20 protein-coding genes are annotated in these 19593 nt (G+C 56.9%); 10 read left to right on the top strand and 10 right to left on the bottom strand.

Features of this window, described 5'->3' with window-relative positions; translation table 11 throughout:
* Positions 1-45 precede the first annotated feature (45 nt).
* Positions 46-426 (bottom strand): protein YbgS, encoded by a 381-nt coding sequence (locus tag OSH03_RS05640; protein ID WP_045259933.1) that lies wholly within the window; start codon positions 424-426, stop codon positions 46-48.
* A 303-nt stretch (positions 427-729) separates the two neighbouring features.
* On the opposite strand from OSH03_RS05640, the gene aroG reads away from it, so the two are divergent.
* Complete coding sequence (aroG, locus tag OSH03_RS05635; protein ID WP_151412752.1) at positions 730-1782, top strand: 3-deoxy-7-phosphoheptulonate synthase AroG; 1053 nt, start codon at positions 730-732, stop codon at positions 1780-1782.
* A gap of 61 nt (positions 1783-1843) precedes the next feature.
* Here aroG and gpmA read toward each other — a convergent pair whose 3' ends face one another.
* The 7 genes from gpmA to modE form a co-directional block, all read right to left on the bottom strand.
* Positions 1844-2596, bottom strand: coding sequence for a 2,3-diphosphoglycerate-dependent phosphoglycerate mutase (gpmA, locus tag OSH03_RS05630; protein WP_266178509.1), 753 nt, complete (start codon positions 2594-2596; stop codon positions 1844-1846).
* Positions 2597-2802: 206 nt separating this feature from the next.
* Positions 2803-3843, bottom strand: coding sequence for a galactose-1-epimerase (gene galM / locus OSH03_RS05625; protein WP_266178508.1), 1041 nt, complete (start codon positions 3841-3843; stop codon positions 2803-2805).
* On the bottom strand, positions 3837-4985 hold the full coding sequence (galK, locus tag OSH03_RS05620; RefSeq protein ID WP_266178507.1) for a galactokinase: 1149 nt from the start codon (positions 4983-4985) through the stop codon (positions 3837-3839). Before galK ends, galM begins: the two co-directional genes overlap by 7 nt.
* 2 nt (positions 4986-4987) lie before the next feature.
* Positions 4988-6034, bottom strand: coding sequence for a galactose-1-phosphate uridylyltransferase (gene galT / locus OSH03_RS05615; RefSeq protein ID WP_266178506.1), 1047 nt, complete (start codon positions 6032-6034; stop codon positions 4988-4990).
* Positions 6035-6043: 9 nt separating this feature from the next.
* On the bottom strand, positions 6044-7060 hold the full coding sequence (galE, locus tag OSH03_RS05610) for a UDP-glucose 4-epimerase GalE (protein ID WP_266178505.1): 1017 nt from the start codon (positions 7058-7060) through the stop codon (positions 6044-6046).
* A gap of 200 nt (positions 7061-7260) precedes the next feature.
* Entirely contained in the window at positions 7261-8733 is a 1473-nt protein-coding gene (gene modF / locus OSH03_RS05605) for a molybdate ABC transporter ATP-binding protein ModF (RefSeq protein WP_266178504.1), read from the bottom strand.
* A gap of 67 nt (positions 8734-8800) precedes the next feature.
* Complete coding sequence (gene modE, locus OSH03_RS05600; protein WP_266178503.1) at positions 8801-9589, bottom strand: molybdenum-dependent transcriptional regulator; 789 nt, start codon at positions 9587-9589, stop codon at positions 8801-8803.
* A 127-nt stretch (positions 9590-9716) separates the two neighbouring features.
* Here modE and OSH03_RS05595 point away from each other — a divergent pair, with 127 nt between their 5' ends.
* The 4 genes from OSH03_RS05595 (at position 9717) to modC (ending at position 12567) form a co-directional block, all read left to right on the top strand.
* A complete protein-coding gene (locus tag OSH03_RS05595; RefSeq protein ID WP_013097516.1) occupies positions 9717-9866 on the top strand; it encodes an AcrZ family multidrug efflux pump-associated protein in 150 nt (49 codons plus the stop codon).
* Positions 9867-10043: 177 nt separating this feature from the next.
* The gene (gene modA, locus OSH03_RS05590) at positions 10044-10817 is read left to right on the top strand and encodes a molybdate ABC transporter substrate-binding protein (RefSeq protein ID WP_266178502.1); all 774 of its coding nucleotides are present in this window, start codon (positions 10044-10046) and stop codon (positions 10815-10817) included.
* Positions 10817-11506 carry a molybdate ABC transporter permease subunit gene (gene modB, locus OSH03_RS05585; RefSeq protein ID WP_266178501.1) on the top strand — a complete coding sequence of 230 codons (690 nt, stop codon included), beginning with the start codon at positions 10817-10819 and terminating at the stop codon, positions 11504-11506. Before modA ends, modB begins: the two co-directional genes overlap by 1 nt.
* Before the next feature lie 2 nt (positions 11507-11508).
* Positions 11509-12567: a molybdenum ABC transporter ATP-binding protein ModC gene (gene modC, locus OSH03_RS05580; RefSeq protein ID WP_151412756.1), complete on the top strand. Its 1059-nt coding sequence runs from the start codon at positions 11509-11511 to the stop codon at positions 12565-12567.
* Here the strand turns inward: modC and OSH03_RS05575 are convergent, their stop codons facing one another.
* The gene (locus tag OSH03_RS05575) at positions 12568-13386 is read right to left on the bottom strand and encodes a pyridoxal phosphatase (RefSeq protein ID WP_266178500.1); all 819 of its coding nucleotides are present in this window, start codon (positions 13384-13386) and stop codon (positions 12568-12570) included. It lies immediately after the preceding gene.
* Positions 13387-13526: 140 nt separating this feature from the next.
* Between OSH03_RS05575 and pgl the strand changes: the two genes are divergently transcribed.
* Together pgl and tisB are read left to right on the top strand one after the other, a co-directional pair.
* Positions 13527-14522, top strand: a complete 996-nt coding sequence (pgl, locus tag OSH03_RS05570) for a 6-phosphogluconolactonase (protein ID WP_266178499.1) — start codon at positions 13527-13529, stop codon at positions 14520-14522.
* A 443-nt stretch (positions 14523-14965) separates the two neighbouring features.
* A complete protein-coding gene (gene tisB, locus OSH03_RS22160) occupies positions 14966-15055 on the top strand; it encodes a type I toxin-antitoxin system toxin TisB (RefSeq protein WP_071888273.1) in 90 nt (29 codons plus the stop codon).
* Positions 15056-15107: 52 nt separating this feature from the next.
* On the opposite strand, the gene OSH03_RS05565 is transcribed toward tisB, so the two are convergent.
* Complete coding sequence (locus OSH03_RS05565) at positions 15108-16391, bottom strand: putative acyl-CoA thioester hydrolase (RefSeq protein ID WP_266178498.1); 1284 nt, start codon at positions 16389-16391, stop codon at positions 15108-15110.
* A gap of 224 nt (positions 16392-16615) precedes the next feature.
* Here OSH03_RS05565 and hutI point away from each other — a divergent pair, with 224 nt between their 5' ends.
* The 3 genes from hutI to OSH03_RS05550 are packed head-to-tail and all read left to right on the top strand — an operon-like array spanning position 16616 to position 19525.
* A complete protein-coding gene (hutI, locus tag OSH03_RS05560) occupies positions 16616-17836 on the top strand; it encodes an imidazolonepropionase (protein WP_266178497.1) in 1221 nt (406 codons plus the stop codon).
* Positions 17833-18771: a formimidoylglutamase gene (hutG, locus tag OSH03_RS05555; RefSeq protein WP_266178496.1), complete on the top strand. Its 939-nt coding sequence runs from the start codon at positions 17833-17835 to the stop codon at positions 18769-18771. Before hutI ends, hutG begins: the two co-directional genes overlap by 4 nt.
* Positions 18772-18790: 19 nt before the next feature.
* A complete protein-coding gene (locus OSH03_RS05550; protein WP_266178644.1) occupies positions 18791-19525 on the top strand; it encodes a histidine utilization repressor in 735 nt (244 codons plus the stop codon).
* The last annotated feature ends 68 nt before the right edge of the window (positions 19526-19593 follow it).

Raw genomic sequence — 19593 nt, 5'->3', positions numbered from 1 at the left:
GAAAGGAGAGCCTGGGCTCTCCTTTCGCACTTAACGCATCCAGAATTACTGAGTTGTGCCGTCAGTTTTGGTATTGGCGTCGTTACCCACTTTGTCGTTCGGATCGGGACATTTGCCGTCCTTACACATCGAGTTCTTATGAACCTCATCCGAGCTCATATTGTCATGATTCATGGTGTCAGAAGCACTACCGTTCGGATGCAGCATGGTGCCGCCGGTGTTGGTATTGCCGGTATTGATCTGGCTGTTATCGACATTATTCGGGGCGATATTCTGTTTCGCATCAGGCGCAACCTGGCCTGCCGCTGCTGCCGCATTGGCATCACCGTTGCTGTCTGAAGCACCCGTTTCTGCGGCCAGGACGCTGCCGCTGGCAAGGGTGAGTGTGGCAGTCAGGAAGAGGGTGGTCAGTTTTGTCATTTTCATGATGGTGCTCCTGTTCTTGTCGTTACGCTGGATAACATTCTCCAACAGTGCATCTTTTTAGAGGCGAAAGATTCCGCCTTACGGACTTACGTCAGTAGGGAATCGCGTTTAAGCGTTTAAAAATGGTTGTTACAGTTAAAAAGCTTAGGTTAGATCTCATTTTTCGCTATTTTGTGGCGATTTTTAGGCGAATTCCAGGAATTATCTGCGTGAAGTGTAAAACCGTGTTTACACTTCCTGGTCGACAAGATAGATTGAAAGGATTGCTTTCATTACTAAAGATATGGCAGAGCTGGAAAGAAGATGAATTATCAGAACGACGATTTACGCATTAAAGAGATCAATGAGTTATTACCTCCTGTAGCACTCCTTGAGAAATTCCCCGCCACTGAAAATGCCGCAAACACGGTTTCTCATGCTCGTAAAGCGATCCACAAGATCCTGAAAGGTAATGACGATCGTCTTCTGGTGGTGATTGGCCCGTGCTCCATTCACGATCCTGCCGCCGCGAAAGAGTATGCGGCGCGTCTGCTCACCCTGCGTGAAGAGTTGAAGGACGAGCTGGAAATCGTTATGCGCGTCTATTTTGAAAAACCGCGCACGACCGTGGGCTGGAAAGGGCTGATTAACGATCCGCATATGGATAACAGCTTCCAGATCAACGACGGCCTGCGCATTGCGCGCAAGCTGCTGCTGGAGATCAACGACAGCGGCCTGCCTGCTGCCGGCGAGTTCCTGGATATGATTACGCCACAATACCTGGCAGACCTGATGAGCTGGGGCGCGATTGGTGCGCGCACCACCGAATCTCAGGTTCACCGCGAGCTGGCTTCCGGTCTCTCTTGCCCGGTGGGCTTCAAAAACGGCACTGACGGCACCATTAAGGTGGCTATCGACGCCATCAACGCCGCGGGTGCGCCGCACTGCTTCCTGTCCGTGACCAAATGGGGTCACTCCGCCATCGTTAACACCAGCGGTAACGGTGATTGCCATATCATTCTGCGCGGCGGCAAAGAGCCAAACTACAGTGCAAAACACGTGGCAGAGGTGAAGGCCGGGCTGGAAAAAGCCGGGCTGCCGCCGCAGGTGATGATCGACTTCAGCCACGCCAACTCCAGCAAGCAGTTCAAAAAGCAGATGGAAGTGGGGACTGACGTCTGTCAGCAGATCGCCAACGGTGAGAAGGCGGTAATTGGGGTGATGATTGAAAGCCATCTGGTTGAAGGTAACCAGAACCTGGAAGGCAGCGAGCCGCTGGTGTATGGCAAAAGCGTTACCGATGCCTGCATTGGCTGGGACGATACCGATGCCATCCTGCGTCAGCTGGCGAATGCGGTAAAAGCGCGCCGCGGCTGAGTCTTAACGCACAAATAAAAAAGCGCGGAAGGCTCCGCGCTTTTTTTACGTCCGGCGAAAATTACTTCGCTTTACCCTGGTTCGCGACAGCCGCTGCTTTCGCTGCGATTTCGTCCGCGTTACCCAGGTAGTAGTGTTTGATTGGCTTGAAGTTTTCGTCGAACTCATACACCAGCGGTACGCCAGTTGGGATGTTCAGTTCGAGGATCTCGTCTTCGCCCATGTTGTCCAGGTATTTCACCAGCGCGCGCAGGGAGTTACCGTGAGCAGCGACGATCACGCGCTCGCCGCTTTTCAGGCGTGGCAGAATGGTTTCGTTCCAGTAAGGCACAACGCGGTCGATGGTCAGCGCCAGGCTCTCGGTGGTTGGCAGCTCAGCGTCGGTCAGTTTCGCGTAGCGCGGGTCGTGGCCCGGATAGCGCTCGTCATCTTTGGTCAGCTCTGGTGGGGTTACCGCGAAGCCGCGACGCCACTGTTTAACCTGCTCGTCACCGTATTTCTCAGCGGTTTCCGCTTTGTTCAGGCCCTGCAGCGCACCGTAGTGACGCTCGTTCAGTTTCCAGGATTTCTCAACCGGCAGCCAGGCCTGATCCAGTTCGTCCAGCACGTTCCACAGGGTGTGGATGGCACGTTTCAGCACAGAGGTGTAAGCAAAATCAAAGCTGAAGCCTTCTTCCTTCAGCAGTTTACCTGCTGCTTTTGCTTCGCTTACGCCTTTCTCGGACAGATCAACGTCGTACCAACCGGTAAAGCGGTTTTCGTTGTTCCACTGGCTTTCGCCGTGACGCACCAGGACCAGCTTAGTAATAGCCATCTCTTACTCCTCAAGCATTTTTAGAATGATAACAATTCTCATTATATTGCTGTGGCCGTGCCAGCAGCAACGCTTAACCCTAACCATAGCGAAAATAGTCTCTGAGTGTAAGATGCTTGTGAATTCAGGGTTATGATTTTGTCTGCGATCGGCGCTATTTTCAGCAAGACGCGCAGAAAAAAGCCCTCCGATGGGAGGGCTGGAAATCATTTCGGAATAAAATGGTATTCCGTCACGCTAATGTACTCTCCACCGGGGCGCAGCACGCAGTCCGGCTGCGGCCATTCAGGATGATTCGGGCTGTCCGGCAGGAACTCGCTCTCTAATGCAAGGCCTTGCCAGTCGCTGTACTCATCGTGTTCGCGTGCCGTCGTGCCGCCGAGGTAGTTGCCCGAATAGAATTGCAGGGCAGGGGCGGTGGTATACACCGTCATCTTCAGTTTCTCATCGCTGGACCAGACCTGCGCGGCAGGCTGCTTCACATCACCTTTGGCCTGCAGCAGGAACGCGTGGTCGTAGCCTTTCACCTTGCGCTGATCGTCATCGCTCAGGAAATCCTCGGCGATAACCTTAGCGCTGCGGAAATCAAAGCTGGTTCCGCTCACGTCTTTCAGGCCCTGATACGGAATGCCCGTCTCGTCAACCGGCAGATACGCGTCCGCCAGGATCTGCAGCTTGTGGTTACGCACGTCGCACTGGTTGCCGTCCAGATTGAAGTAGGCATGGTTAGTCAGGTTGACCGGGCACGGCTTGTCGACCGTCGCACGGTATTCAATGGCGATACGGTTGTCGTCCGTCAGCGTAAAGCGCGCGGAGGCGGTAAGGTTCCCCGGGAAGCCCTGATCGCCATCAAGCGAATCCAGCGAGAACAGCACTTCGCCGTCGTTTTGACGAACAATCTTCCAGCGGCGTTTATCAAACCCGTCCGGGCCGCCGTGCAGCTGGTTCTCCCCCTGGCTTGGCAGCAGGGGATACTGCACGCCGTCGAGCTCAAAGCGGCTCTTCGCGATGCGGTTGGCATAGCGCCCGACGGACGCGCCCAGATAGGCAGACTGATTCACGTACTGCTCGGGCGAGGCGCAGCCGAGCAGGGTTTCGCGCACGCTGCCGTCCGGCATCGGTACGCGGGCTGAAAGCAGGGTCGCACCCCAGTCCATCAGCGTAACCACCATCCCCGCGCTGTTGCGCAGGGTTAACAGGCGATACGGCAGACCATCCGGTGCGAGGGTAGGTGTTTCGTTTAGCACTGTCCGGCTCCTTGTGATGCTTTACATACATAGAACGTTTCTTTGATGCCCGTTTTCGCTTCGTACTGCTTCTCTACGGCGTCCTGGACGGCAGGGACCAGCTCTTCAGGCACCAGCGCGACGATGCAGCCACCAAAACCGCCGCCCGTCATGCGCACGCCGCCTTTATCACCAATGACCGCTTTGACGATGTCCACCAGGGTGTCGATCTGCGGCACGGTGATTTCAAAATCATCGCGCATGGAGGCGTGAGATTCCGCCATCAGCTCACCCATGCGCTTCAGGTCGCCTTTCGCCAGCGCGGAGGCGGCTTCAACGGTACGGGCGTTCTCCGTCAGCACGTGGCGCACGCGTCTGGCGACGACAGGATCCAGCTCGTGCGCCACTTTGTTAAATTCATTGAGCGTCACGTCGCGCAGGGCAGACTGCTGGAAGAAGCGCGCGCCGGTTTCGCACTGTTCGCGGCGGGTGTTGTACTCGCTGCCCACCAGCGTGCGTTTAAAGTTGCTGTTAATAATCACCACGGCCGCGCCTTTTGGCAGCGGAACGGCTTTGGTGCCAAGCGAGCGGCAGTCGATCAGCAGCGCGTGCTCTTTTTTGCCCAGCGCGGAGATCAGCTGGTCCATGATGCCGCAGTTGCAGCCCACGAACTGGTTTTCCGCTTCCTGACCGTTCAGGGCGATTTGCGCCCCGTCCAGCGGCAGATGATACAGCTGCTGAAAGACGGTTCCCACGGCCACTTCGAGCGAGGCCGACGAGCTTAAGCCCGCACCCTGCGGCACGTTGCCGCTGATAACTAAATCCGCACCGCCAAAGTTCTTGTTGCGCTTCTGCAGATGCTTCACCACGCCGCGCACGTAGTTAGACCACTGCTGGCCGTCGTGCGTCACAATCGGGGCGTCGAGGGAAAACTCGTCCGTCTCATTACCGTAATCTGCCGCAATGACGCGGACTTTGCGGTCGTCGCGCTTTGCGCAGCTGATGACCGTCTGGTAATCAATGGCGCACGGCAGCACGAAGCCGTCGTTGTAGTCGGTGTGTTCACCGATCAGGTTGACGCGACCAGGTGCCTGAATAACGTGGGTGGCAGGGTAGCCAAATTTCTCAGCAAACAGGGATTGTGTTTTATCTTTCAGACTCATTTTTAGACTCCTGATTCGCGATAGTGGACGTCGCTGACGGCGCGCAGACGCTCTGCCGCCTGTTCCGCCGTCAGGTCACGCTGGGTTTCCGCCAGCATTTCATAGCCCACCATAAATTTACGCACCGTCGCAGAGCGCAGCAGCGGCGGATAGAAATGGGCGTGCAGCTGCCAGTGCTGATTATCCTCACCGTTAAACGGCGCGCCGTGCCAGCCCATGGAGTACGGGAAGGAGCACTGGAACAGGTTGTCGTAACGGCTGGTCAGTCTTTTCAGCGCCAGCGCCAGGTCGTCGCGCTGCGCGTCGCTGAGATCGGTAATGCGCTGAACGTGCGCTTTCGGCAGCAGCAGCGTTTCAAACGGCCAGGCGGCCCAGTAAGGCACGACCGCCAGCCAGTGTTCGGTTTCCACTACGGTGCGGCTGCCGTCGGCCAGCTCGCGCTGGGTGTAGTCCACCAGCATGGGTGAGCCGTTTTCTGCGAAATAGGCCTTCTGCAGGCGGTCTTCACGCTCGGCTTCGTTGGGCAGGAAGCTGTTCGCCCAGATCTGGCCGTGCGGATGCGGGTTAGAGCAGCCCATCGCTGCGCCTTTGTTTTCGAACACCTGCACCCACGGATAGCTCTGCCCCAGCTCAGCGGTTTGCGCCTGCCAGGTGCTGACCACCTCTTTCAGCGCGTCCACGCTCAGTTCCGGCAGCGTTTTGCTGTGATCGGGCGAGAAGCAGATCACGCGGCTGGTACCGCGCGCGCTTTCGCAGCGCATCAACGGGTCGTGGCTCGCGGGGGCGTCCGGGGTGTCGGTCATCAGGGCGGCAAAATCGTTGGTAAACACGAAGGTGCCTTTGTAGTCCGGATTTTTATCCCCGGTCACGCGCGTGTTGCCCGGACAGAGGAAGCAGTCCGGGTCATGCTGTGGCAGCGTCTGTTTTGCAGGCGTCTCCTGCGCCCCCTGCCAGGGGCGCTTGGCGCGATGCGGGGAAACCAAAATCCATTGCCCGCTTAGCGGGTTAAAACGACGATGCGGATGATCGACGGGATTAAACGAAGTCATGACGGATCCTTAGTCCGGATAACCCTGCGGGTGGCGTGACTGCCAGTGCCAGGTATCCTGTGCCATTTCATCGAGCGTGCGGGTGACACGCCAGTTAAGTTCTTTATCGGCTTTGGTGGCATCCGCCCAGTAAGCAGGCAGGTCGCCATCGCGACGCGGAGCGAAGTGGTAGTTCACCGGCTTACCGCAGGCTTTGCTGAAGGCGTTAACCACGTCCAGCACGCTGCTGCCGACCCCGGCGCCGAGGTTATAAATATGCACGCCCGGTTTGTCAGCCAGCTGCTGCATGGCTGCAACGTGGCCGTCTGCTAAATCCATCACGTGGATATAGTCACGCACGCCGGTGCCGTCTTCGGTAGGGTAGTCATTGCCAAAAATGGCCAGCGACTCGCGACGGCCTACGGCCACCTGGGCGATGTACGGCATCAGGTTGTTCGGGATGCCCTGCGGATCTTCACCCATATCGCCAGACGGATGGGCGCCGACCGGGTTGAAGTAGCGCAGCAATGCGATGCTCCACTCCGGCTGGGCTTTTTGCAGGTCGGTCAGGATCTGCTCAACCATCAGCTTGCTTTTGCCGTACGGGCTTTGCGGGGTGCCGGTCGGGAAGCTTTCAACGTAAGGAATTTTTGGCTGATCGCCATAGACGGTGGCGGAGGAGCTAAAGATAAAGTTTTTGACGTTTGCCGCGCGCATGGCGGAGATCAGACGCAGGGTACCGTTGACGTTGTTGTCGTAATACTCAAGCGGTTTCGCAACGGATTCACCGACCGCTTTCAGCCCCGCGAAGTGGATCACCGCTTCGATGGCATGGTCGTGAAGGATCTCGGTCATCAGCGCTTCGTTGCGGATGTCGCCTTCCACGAATGTCGGCTGTTTACCGGCAAGACGTTCAATCACCGGCAGCACGCTGCGCTTACTATTGCACAGGTTGTCGAGGATGATCACATCGTGACCATTTTGCAGCAGCTGCACACAGGTATGACTTCCGATGTAACCGCTACCACCTGTTACCAGAACTCGCATAATTCGCTCCATTGGGCCTATGGTATGTAATAACCATAGCATAACAGAGACGCGAAAAGTGTGACATGGGATAAAATAGTGGAATCGTTTACACTCGTTTTCACACTCGCTTTTTCGATGACGTAGAGCATTCTAGATCAAAGAGATAGGGATGTATTGATGCAAGTTATCTGAAAAGAGGAGGGCGGTGCCCTCCGCGGTTAATCTACGCTGCCGAGAAGGTAGCGATAACCCTCGCCGTCCGCGACAAACTCGAGGCGGTGGGTGATGCAGGCGGGGGCATCTTCGGCATGATGTGAAACGAACAGCAGCTGCGTTTCACCTTCGCTAATCAGCACGTCCACAAAGCGGCGGACCAGCTGTCGGTTAAGCGGATCCAGCCCCTGCAGCGGCTCGTCGAGGATCAGGAGCGTAGGGTGTTTTACCAGCGCGCGAACGATCAATGCCAGGCGCTGCTGCCCCCACGACAGGCTATGAAACGGCGCGTCAGCCACCCGGCTATCCATCCCCAGAATATCCAGCCACTGCTGGGCCAGCTTGTGCTGTTTGTCCGACACCGCCTGATAAATGCCGATGGAATCAAAATACCCGGATAGGATCGCGTTGCGTACCGTGGTACTGACCCGGTAATCCAGATGCAGGCTGCTGCTGACGTAGCCGATGTGCTTTTTGATATCCCAGATGGTTTCGCCGCTGCCGCGACGGCGGCCAAACAGCGTCAGATCGTTGCTGTAGCCCTGCGGGTGATCGCCGACGATCAGGCTCAGCAGCGTGGATTTCCCCGCGCCGTTGGGGCCGACGATCTGCCAGTGTTCGCCAGGATTGACCGTCCAGCTGAGGTGGTTAAGGATCGGACGGTCATCATAGGAGACCACCCCGTCGCGCAGAACGATAAGCGGCTGCCGGGGATCGAGACCGTGGCGTGCTGCCTGCGCGTCGGGCTCCGGCAGCGCAATGCCCGCCAGCTTTTCGCTGTGCGCAAGCTGGGCTATCAGCGCCTGTCGGAGCAGGGCGGATTTTTCCCCGGTTTCGATCAGGCTGCAGTCTGCCAGCACGCCCGCGTTCTGCACGAAATCAGGAATTTCATCAAAGCGGTTCAGCACCAGTACGATCGTATAGCCTTCCTGATTCAGAGAGCCCAGCAGGGCGGCCAGCTGGGCGCGGGAGTGGACATCCAGCCCGTCAAAGGGCTCATCCAGAATCAGCAGCTCCGGCTGGCCCATAAGCGCCTGGCACAGCAGCGTTTTCCGCGTCTCGCCGGTAGAGAGGTATTTAAACCGCCGGTTCAGCAGCGCGGAAATGCCAAATTGTTCGGCCAGATGCTGGCAGCGAGCGGGATCTTTCACCTCATCCTGAATAATTTCCGCCGCCGTGCGGCCGGTATCTTCTTCGCCAGGACTGAGCAAATCGGTGTTATTGCGCTGCCACTCGTCGCTGACCAGCTTCTGCAGCTGTTCAAAGGACAGGCGCGTCAGGCGCGTGAAATCGCTCCGGCATTCGCCTTTGAGAAGGGGAAGCTCTCCCGCCAGCGCGCGGGCCAGCGCGGATTTACCGCTGCCGTTTGTGCCGACAAACGCCCAGCTTTCACCCGCGCGTATTGTCAGACCGGCAATCGTCAGCGTTCGGGTATCGCTAAGACGAAACGTACCTTGCGAAATATGCAATGATGACATGATTTATCCCATTTTTTGCAGCAACAGACGTCAGGGATACGCACTGTCGGCACGATTGTCAATGCGCTCAGCACAATGTGGCGATAATCACCCGGTCTGCGTTGAAATATGCGGTGACGATAGCACCTTCTTCTAAACCATCCGCCTCGCTGAGCGGAACCGTTGCGCAGAGCGCCTGTCCGTCTGCCAGGGGCATCAGCACCTCACACTGCTCCTTGCCGCGTTCAATATGGCTGACGGTGCCGCGCAGCTGGTTATCAGCCGCCTTTGCCGCGTTTGGGTCGCGTGTGATATTTACCCAGGGCGCTTTCAGCAACACCAGTACCTCTTTGCCTTCATCCAGATCGAGGCGCTGTGCACTCTGCGCCGTTATCGCCGCTTTCAGACGAGTGACGCCGTCGGCAAGCAGGATCTCAACATGCTGCTGTACCTGGAGATTATCGCGCGCCGTCACCGTACCAAACCACTGGTTGCGGGCGCTGGTCTGCAACGAGAAGCGGGAAATGGCGGCCAGCAAGCTGTCCAGCGGAACGTTGTCGTCGTCACTCAATACATCGAACGCTTTTTGCTGAATCTGTCCCAGGAGATCGTAAAGCTGAATCAGGCGCTTGCCGTAACGTGTGACGACAGCACCTCCACCGCCTTTGCCCCCTGTGGCTCTGTCCACCAGCGGTTGTTCGCTCAGGGTGTTCATTTCATTGATGGCATCCCAGGCGCTTTTATAGCTAATCCCGGCGTTCTTAGCGCCCTGGCTAATTGATCCGGTTTGTTCTATCTGTTTAAGCAGGGCAATACGTCGTGGATCGGCGAAAAGCTTTTGCTGAAGTCGGAGAGTAAGAAGAATTTCGGCCTGCATAACAGTGTCCTGGCAAAAAGAATATTGTGACCCAAATGGTGCAGGGCGCAAAGGGCACCGCACAAAAGGGGATGTTTTTCTTACTTTTCGGGGTAGAATAGCCCATTCACAAAATCTGGAGAAAACCATGTTAGAGTTGTTGAAAAGTCTGGTATTCGCCGTGATCATGGTACCAGTAGTGATGGCCATCATCCTCGGTGCCATCTACGGCCTGGGTGAAGTGTTCAACGTCTTTTCGAATATCGGTCACAGAGACCGTGCGAAAAAGCAGCATTAATTTCCCACAAAACGCCCGGCTTGCCCGGGCGTTTTGCTCTCAAGCTTTTCTTTCTTTCGCCGATATTATTTAACGCATCACACCGATTACCCCTTGAGCGGTACGAATTACCGCTGGGATCTCCCTGACGATACCGTTATATTAATATGTATATAACGCTACTCACAGGAGTTACAGATGGCACGTTCATGGGTACGCCTTTTCGCAGGGGCAACGCTGACGCTTTCACTTACCGGACACGCGCTGGCGGACGAAGGTAAAATCACGGTCTTTGCGGCGGCGTCGTTGACCAACGCGCTGCAGGATATTGCGACGGCGTATAAAAAAGAGAAAAACGTCGAGGTGGTCTCCTCTTTTGCCTCTTCCTCTACGCTGGCGCGTCAGATACAAGCGGGCGCTCCGGCAGATCTGTTTATCTCTGCTGACCAGAAGTGGATGGACTACGCGGTGGAGAAGAAATCGATTGATTCGGCGAGCCGCGAAACGCTGCTGGGCAACAGCCTTGTTGTGGTTGCACCGAAGGCCAGCGCGCAGGGTGAATTCACCATCAACAAAGAGACAAACTGGACTCGTCTGCTGAACGGTGGCCGTCTGGCGGTGGGTGACCCGGAACATGTTCCGGCCGGGATTTACGCTAAAGAAGCGCTGCAAAAGCTGGGCGCATGGGAGACCCTGTCACCAAAACTGGCCCCGGCGGAAGATGTCCGCGGCGCGCTGGCGCTGGTGGAACGTAACGAAGCTCCGCTGGGCATTGTGTATGGCTCCGATGCCGTTGCCAGCAAGGGCGTAAAAGTGGTTGGCACCTTCCCGGAAGACTCACACAAGAAAGTGGAATATCCTGTGGCGATTGTTGATGGACATAAAAATGCGACCGTAACGGCCTTCCGCGATTATCTGAAGGGGCCGGAGGCGAACGCAATCTTTAAACGTTATGGATTTACGACTCACTGATGATACTGACCGATCCTGAATGGCAGGCTGTTCTGCTGAGCCTTAAAGTCTCCTCCCTTGCGGTTGCGCTGAGTTTGCCCTTTGGGATCTTTTTTGCATGGCTACTGGTTCGCTGTCGGTTTCCCGGCAAAGCCCTGCTCGACAGCGTCCTTCATCTTCCCCTGGTTTTACCGCCCGTGGTGGTCGGTTATCTGCTGCTGATTTCGATGGGGCGACGCGGCTTTATCGGCGAAAAGCTCTACGACTGGTTCGGAATCACCTTTGCCTTTAGCTGGCGCGGTGCGGTACTGGCGGCGGCGGTGATGTCATTCCCGCTGATGGTCAGAGCGATCCGCCTCGCGCTGGAAGGCGTGGATATGAAGCTCGAACAGGCAGCCCGCACGCTCGGTGCCAGGCGCTGGCGCGTCTTTTTTACCATCACGCTTCCGCTTACGCTGCCGGGCATCATTGTCGGGACGGTGCTGGCGTTCGCTCGCTCGCTGGGCGAGTTTGGTGCGACCATCACGTTTGTGTCGAACATTCCCGGCGAGACGCGAACCATTCCGTCGGCCATGTATACCCTGATCCAGACGCCGGGGGGAGAGAGTGCCGCAGCGCGGCTGTGCATCATCTCCATCGTATTAGCCCTGGTTTCTCTGCTGGTTTCTGAATGGCTGGCGCGTCTGAGCCGCGAGCGGATGGGGAAATAACGATGCTGGAACTGAATTTCACCCAGACGCTGGGAAACCACACCCTGACGCTTAACGAGACGCTGCCTGCAAGCGGCATCACCGCCGTCTTCGGCGTGTCGGGCGCGGGAAAAACGTCTCTGATTAACGCCATCAGCGGCCTGACGCGCCCGCAGTCAGGCCGTATTGTCCTGAATAACCGCGTCCTGAATGACGTGGAGAACAAGGTTTACCTCTCGCCGGATAAACGCCGCATCGGCTATGTTTTCCAGGACGCGCGCTTGTTCCCGCACTACAGCGTGCGCGGCAACCTGCGCTACGGCATGGCGAAAAGCATGGCCGGACAATTTGATAAGCTGGTGACGCTTTTAGGCATTGAACCCCTGCTCGACAGGCTGCCGTCCTCGCTCTCCGGCGGTGAGAAACAGCGCGTGGCCATTGGCCGCGCGTTGCTTACCGCCCCCGAACTGCTGCTGCTCGACGAGCCGCTGGCCTCGCTGGATATACCGCGCAAGCGCGAACTTCTGCCTTACCTGCAGCGTCTGACCCGCGAAATTAATATTCCGATGCTTTACGTCAGCCATTCACTGGATGAGATCCTCCATCTGGCCGATAAGGTGCTTGTGCTGGAAGAGGGCAGCGTGAAGGCCTTCGGCAATCTGGAAGAGGTGTGGGGCAGCAGCGTGATGCACCCCTGGTTACCCAGAGAGCAGCAGAGCAGCATCCTGAAGGTCAGCGTTCTGGAGCATCATCCGCACTACGCGATGACCGCCCTGGCGCTGGGCGACCAGCATCTGTGGGTCAATAAGATCGATAAACCGTTACAGTCCGCGCTGCGTATTCGCATTCAGGCATCGGACGTCTCGCTGGTGCTGCAGCCGCCGCTGCAAACCAGTATTCGAAATATTCTGCGCGCCAAAGTGGCGGAGTGTTTTGATGATAACGGGCAGGTGGAAGTGAAGCTCGACGTGGGCAGCAGGACGCTCTGGGCGCGCATCAGCCCGTGGGCCAGGGATGAGTTAGCAATCAAGCCCGGCCTGTGGCTTTACGCGCAAATCAAGAGCGTCTCGATTACCGCCTGATTACAGCAGGTGGGTATAGATGTACTGCGCGATGCTGTCGGTGGTGTTGTCGCCAATCACCACGTTAGCGCGCGCTTTTACCGCGTCGTCGGCATTGCCCATCGCCACGCCCGTACCGGCGGCTTCCAGCATGCTAATGTCGTTGTAGTTATCGCCGAAGGCAATCACGTCCTGCATAGACCAGCCTTTTGATTCCACGTACTGCGTCAGGCGCTTGCCTTTGCTGTTACCCTTGCGGGCAATATCCACCTGATCGTGCCATGACCATTCGCACTCCAGCCCCAGCGTATCCTCGACGTGTTTCGCGAAGGTGTTCAGCTTGTTGGTGTCTTCATCCGTCAGGGCGAATTTCCAGATGGCTTCAACATCCCGGGCCGCCTGCCGCAGGGAGGAAACCTGGGTAAAGACCGGACGCTGCGCTTCAGGCAGGGACAATGCCCAGTTGCTGGTGCGCACCACGTGGCCGGTTGGGCGCTCGTACACCATCGCGTTATCCACGTACATCAGGCCGTGAACGTTATGCTCATCCAGCAGATCAATCAGCTGCAGCGCCTGGGGAACCGGCAGCGGGTCGGAGGCTAAAACCTTTTTTGCCTGATAATCATACAAATAAGTGCCATTACAACAAATTGCAGGTGTATCTAGCGCCAGTGCCTGATAAAAAGGGTGAATGGCAACGTGATGTCGACCCGTTACGATAAGGAGTTGATATCCCACTTCCTGCGCACGTTTAAGCGCTTCAAGGGAAGAGGGGAGCAGGGTTTTCTGAGGGGTAAGTAATGTTCCGTCTAAATCCAGTGCAATCACACGCGAGGTCATTTGTTCTTCCGGGTTAATGTTGAATTTTAGGTCTCAGGGGATGTTACACCGAGAGTAAATCGCTGCAAAATTCCTGGCTAAAATTCAGCATTCACCGTTAAAAATAATCACTTTCACGTGCAGTGAGGAAAGGAGTATTCATGAAACAAACCGTTTATACCGCCAGTCCTGAAAGTCAGCAGATCCACGTCTGGCGCTTGAATGCAGAAGGTTCGCTCACGCTGGTTCAGGTTGTTGATGTGCCGGGCCAGGTGCAACCGATGGTCGTCAGCCCGGATAAACGTTTCTTGTACGTGGGTGTGCGCCCGGAGTTTCGCGTGCTGGCCTACCGCATCTCTCCTGACGACGGCGCGCTGACCTACACCGCTGAAGCGCCACTGCCGGGCAGCCCAACCCACATCTCGACCGATCGTAAAGGCAACTTTGTCTTCAGCGGCTCATACAACGCAGGCTGCGTTAGCGTTACGCGACTGGACGATGGTATTCCGACGGATACCGTGGACGTGGTGGAAGGGCTTGAAGGTTGCCACTCGGCGAATATCTCTCCGGACAACCGCACGCTGTGGGTGCCTGCGCTTAAGCAGGATCGTATCTGCCTGTTTACCCTGAGCGACGATGGTCACCTGGTGGCGCAGAATCCTGCTGAAGTCACCACCGTTGAGGGCGCAGGTCCTCGCCATATGGTCTTCCACCCGAACCAGCAATATGCCTACGTCGTTAATGAACTGAACAGTTCTGTGGACGTATGGGAGCTGAAAGATCCTAACGGCCAGATTGAGTGCGTGCAGACGCTGGATATGATGCCGTCTGACTTCTCCGACACCCGCTGGGCGGCGGATATTCACATCACGCCGGATGGCCGCCATCTGTACGCCTGCGACCGTACCTCCAGCCTGATTACCGTCTTCAGCGTTTCCGAAGATGGCAGCGTGCTGGCTATTGAAGGCTTCCAGCCAACGGAAACCCAGCCGCGCGGCTTTAATATCGATCACAGCGGCAAATACCTGATTGCGGCGGGGCAGAAATCCCACCACATCGCACTGTATGAGATCAAAGGCGAGCAGGGGCTGCTGGAAGAGAAAGGACGTTACGCCGTCGGCCAGGGGCCAATGTGGGTGGTGGTAAACGCTCACTAAGCGGCTAAGAACAAAAAACCTCGCGAATGCGAGGTTTTTTTATGCCCGGTGGTTGCCGGGTGAGCACATCAAAACGTAACCAACACGTCCATCATAATATTGGCTTAAGGTGATGTAAATTCATCATTAACGTAGAAAAAAGATTATGAGACGATGTAAGATATAAATATTTAATATAATCAGTTGGTTATTTGTGTTCTCTTTATAAATTCCTAAACTCCCTTTAACTGTTTTTATGTACAGTAATGGTCTGATGTCATTCTGTCCGTTGGTTTGATGTGTTGCAGTTCCGCAATTCAGGATCCCTTTTAAGTCCTGGCTGTCGGGTGGTGCCGGCGGTGCCTAAACTGCGGAGCACATCAAAACATAACCAACACACCTCTGGTGACAGGCAGCGGAAAGGTAAATCAGAGGAGAAGTGCTCTATACCAAAGGAGTGGCGTATGAGCGGTGTGGAATGGGCAATTCTGTTCCTGCAACTCATGGTTGCGATTATGCAACTATTGGATGCGTATCTTAAGTTTAGTGCCTGACGTATCCAGTCGCAGTAAAAAGGGGGATTAACATCCCCCTTTTACTCTTATCTTACTGCTTCGGCTCAGCAACCACGTTGCTGCCCAGACCGCGGTTGTTGTATTCCCACATGCGGTTGAAGTTCGCGTCGTTCAGGTTGCGCTGCACGTTCCCTTTGTCATCCACCGCACCGGTATTGCCGGAGAACGGACGTTTAGAGATAGCGGCATCAGCCCACGGCTTCGCCACGTTAAAGCCTTCGTTGATTACGCTGTCGCGGATAACGACCTGGCCGTTGGTAGCGGAGTCCACGTCCAGGGATCGGCCCAGCTGCGCCACGCCGTCACCGGCCGCGTTAAAGCGGCTGTTCACGGCCAGGAAGCCGTAGAACAGGTTAGACTGGGTTGCCGGAGCAAACACATAGCCTTCCTGCTGGGTACGGGAATTCACCACGCGGAAATCGGTGTTATCAAACACCACCGCGCCGCGACCGGACACCAGATCCACGTCACCTTCAACGTAGCTGTTGGTCACCAGCGTACGGGTCAGACGGTTGTTCTGCAGCGTGTTCTGTACGCCGCTGTTGGTCACGAAGAAGGTGTTCTGACGGCCCAGAATGTTGACGTTGTTAATCTGCACCTTATCGCCGTCGCTACGCAGCGCAACGGCCTGGTGGTTACCGGCATCCACGCTGTCACCCAGGGTATTCTGAATGGTCAGGTTCTGTAGCTGCAGGCCATTATTCTGCGACCAGAATACCGCCGAGCACATCATGCCAACGGTGGCGGAACGCTTGCTCTGGCAGTTATCAAACATATACCACGCCGGTTTGCCCGGCATATATTTGCCGGCCGGGTTCACCAGGTGACGCCAGGCGGTGCTGTCGATTTCGGAATCAATCGCCAGGCCAATTTTTACGTCGATGGCTTTTTCACCCAGACCGTAAATCGTAATGCTGCCAGGTGCCGCCGGAACATACACGGTGCCTTCGTATTCACCCGGCAGGATCGCGATGTACTGACGAGACGCGCTGTGCTTAGCGATCGCCGCGTCAACCGCTGCCTGGATAGAGGTGTGCGTTACGTCCTGCGCGCCAGCCGGGCCAACGACGAAGTCAGGCTGCTTAGGCAGGTTAATAGAAGACGGTGTCCACGGCGCGGCGTTAGGATCCATCGCCGAGAAGTAATGGGCACGGTCAAAGTTCTTCGCTTCATCCGCGGACAAAATCGGGCGGGAGGCAGTACCGGGCGCAACCTGCTCAGAAGGACGCTGATCCGGTGGTGTTGAACTGCATGCGGATAATGTCACGCCAAAGGCGAGCGCTAACGCCAGACGGGAAATCCTGGAAATGTTCAAGGTGAAGCTCCTGGGTATGCAAGTCTTTACGGGATAGACGAAATAGCCTGCTTTTTTATACTAAGTTGAACGAAACGGGAAGATAAAAAGGGTAAAAGTTGCATTTTTTGCCCGGAGGTGACGGGAAAGTCATCACAAATAAATAACATTTTCCCTCAAGGCGGTTGACAGCAGACGATGGATGCAAATAAATGTCTATACAACCCATGACAAGTGGAATGCCCATGCAGCTTCATCCTGACGATGTTATCTGGCGAAATGCGCGCCTGGCAACAATGGTTCCCGATACATCCTCGCCTTATGGCCTGAAAGAGCAGCACGCGCTGGTCGTGCGCGGCCAAACCATCCTTGCCGTGCTCCCTGAACCTGACCTTCCTTCCGGACACCGTCACGTCATCGATCTTGAGGGACGTCTGGTCACGCCAGGCCTGATTGACTGCCATACCCATCTGGTGTTCGGCGGCGACCGCGCGGCGGAGTGGGAGCAGCGTCTGAACGGCGTCTCTTACCAGACCATCAGCGCTCAGGGGGGCGGGATTAACGCCACCGTGACGGCAACGCGCAGCAGCTCACCCGAAACCCTGCTTAAGCTGGCGCAGCAGCGGCTCCAGCGTTTGATGAATGAAGGGGTAACGACCGTTGAAATCAAATCGGGATACGGGCTAAACCTTGATACCGAAGAGAAGATGCTGCAGGTTGCCCGCCAGCTGAGCCTCGATAATCCGATCGATATCAGCCCAACGCTGCTGGCTGCCCATGCGGTGCCGGCAGAATATCGACAGGATCCGGATGCATACCTCGCGCTGGTCTGTGAGCAGATCCTGCCCGCGCTGTGGCAAAAAGAGCTATATGAAGCAGTAGACGTGTTTTGTGAAAACGTCGGCTTTACCCCGTCGCAAACCGAGCGTCTCTTCCAGGCCGCTGCCGCGCTCGGTATCCCGGTGAAAGGGCATGTTGAACAGCTGTCGAATCAGGGCGGCGCGGCGCTGATCAGCCAGTATAACGGGCTCTCGGCCGATCATATCGAATATCTCGACGACGCGGGCGTTCAGGCGATGGCGCAAAGCGGCACGGTTGCCGTCCTGTTGCCGGGGGCGTTCTATTTTCTGCAGGAGCGCCAGCGTCCGCCGGTTGAACAGCTCAGAAAACGCGGTGTTCCGATGGCCGTCGCCACCGACTATAACCCCGGCACCAGCCCGTTTGCGAGCCTGCACCTGGCGATGAACATGGCCTGCGTCCAGTTTGGCCTCACGCCTGAAGAGGCCTGGGCTGGCGTCACGCGCCATGCGGCTCAGGCGCTGGGTCGCGGCGCAACCCACGGGCAGCTGCGGGCGGGGTTTGTTGCCGATTTTATCGTCTGGGATGCTCGCCATCCGGTGGAGATGGTCTACGAGCCGGGGCGCAACCCGCTTTATCAACGCGTTTTCCGTGGGGAGGCAGCATGAGCTTATGGCGGCCCGTAGCCGAAACGGTCTGGCAGGGGCGCGACGACAGCGCCGAGGCCAGCAATGCAACGCGTATTTTCCAGACGATACAACAGCAGGCGCAGTTCACGCCGCTTTCATCCGGCATCGCGCTGATTGGCTTTGAATGCGATGCAGGGGTTAAACGCAATCAGGGCAGGCCCGGCGCCGCGCAGGCCCCTGATATTCTGCGCAAAGCGCTGGCGAATATGGCAAGCCATCAGGGACACGAACGGCTGGCGGACATGGGCTCGGTGTACGTTGAGGGCGATGAGCTTGAATCCGCGCAGCGGGCGTTAAGCGATGCCGTCACGGCCTGCCAGCAGTCCGGGATGCGCACGCTGGTGTTTGGCGGCGGGCACGAAACCGCCTGGGCGCACGGCCGGGGTGTTCTGGATGCGTTCCCCGGCGAGCGCGTGGCGGTGATAAACCTGGACGCGCATCTTGACCTGCGCAAGGCCGACCGGGCGACGTCCGGTACGCCGTTTCTCCAGCTGGCTAACTACTGCGATGAACGCGGGCGCGAGTTTCGCTACGCCTGCTTTGGCGTCAGCCGCGCGGCGAACACTCAGGCGTTGTGGGATGAGGCCGAACGCCTGAACGCTACGCTGGTGGAGGATCTCCATTTCAGGCGCGAGGCATTACCGGCGCTGGAAAAGGTGCTGGCGCAGGCCGATCGCGTCTATCTGACGATCGATCTGGACGTCCTGCCCGCGGGCGAAATGCCTGCCGTTTCCGCCCCTGCGGCGTTAGGGGTTCCGGCGCTGGATCTGCTGCCGGTTATCGAACAAATCTGCCGCAGCGGTAAGCTGCAGGCCGCCGATCTGGTAGAGTTTAACCCGCAGTACGATCGGGACGGACAGGGCGCAAAGCTCGCCGCCCGTCTGGCCTGGCAAATTGCTCACTGGTGGGCATAACACTATTTAAGGAGTCATGATGTTTTCACGCTCGCCCCTGCCGCAACCGAGCCCTCCCGCGCCTTTCTATGAAAAGGTGAAGCAGGCGATCAGCGAAAAGATTGCTGCCGGCGTCTGGCGCCCGCACGACCGCATTCCGTCGGAGGCTGAGCTGGTGGCGCAGTTCGGTTTTAGCCGGATGACCGTCAACCGGGCGCTGCGCGAGCTCACCGACGAAGGGCTTCTGGTGCGCCTGCAGGGGGTTGGGACATTCGTGGCGGAGCCCAAAGGACAGTCGGCGCTGTTTGAAATCCGCAGCATCGCGGACGAAATTGCCGCGCGTAATCATCAGCACCGCTGCGAAGTGCTGGTGCTGGAAGAGACTCAGGCCAGCGCCGAGCAGGCCGTTGAGCTGAACGTCAAAGAGGGCAGCCGCATCTTCCACTCTGTGATGGTGCATTTTGAAAACGACGTTCCGGTGCAGATTGAAGATCGTTGCGTCAGCGCAGAGCGGATACCGGAATACCTGAACCAGGACTACACCCACACCACGCCGCACGCCTATCTCTCGCTCGTCGCACCGCTCACGGAAGGGGAGCACATTGTGGAAGCCGTGCGCGCGACGCCGCAGGAGTGCGAGCTGTTGCGCATTAAAGAACACGATCCGTGCCTGCTGATCCGCCGTCGTACCTGGTCGTCATCGCACATCGTGTCGCACGCCCGACTGCTTTTCCCGGGGAACCGTTACCGGCTGCAGGGCCACTTTATGTCATAAGTTTTATAAGCGTGATCGCTAACGCAATATAACAAAATTGTATCTTTTTTGTTAAATCCGACCTTGTG

The organism is Enterobacter nematophilus (assembly GCF_026344075.1).
Classification (GTDB): Bacteria; Pseudomonadota; Gammaproteobacteria; order Enterobacterales; family Enterobacteriaceae; genus Enterobacter; species Enterobacter nematophilus.
This window is presented reverse-complemented; position numbering and strand designations above follow the sequence as displayed.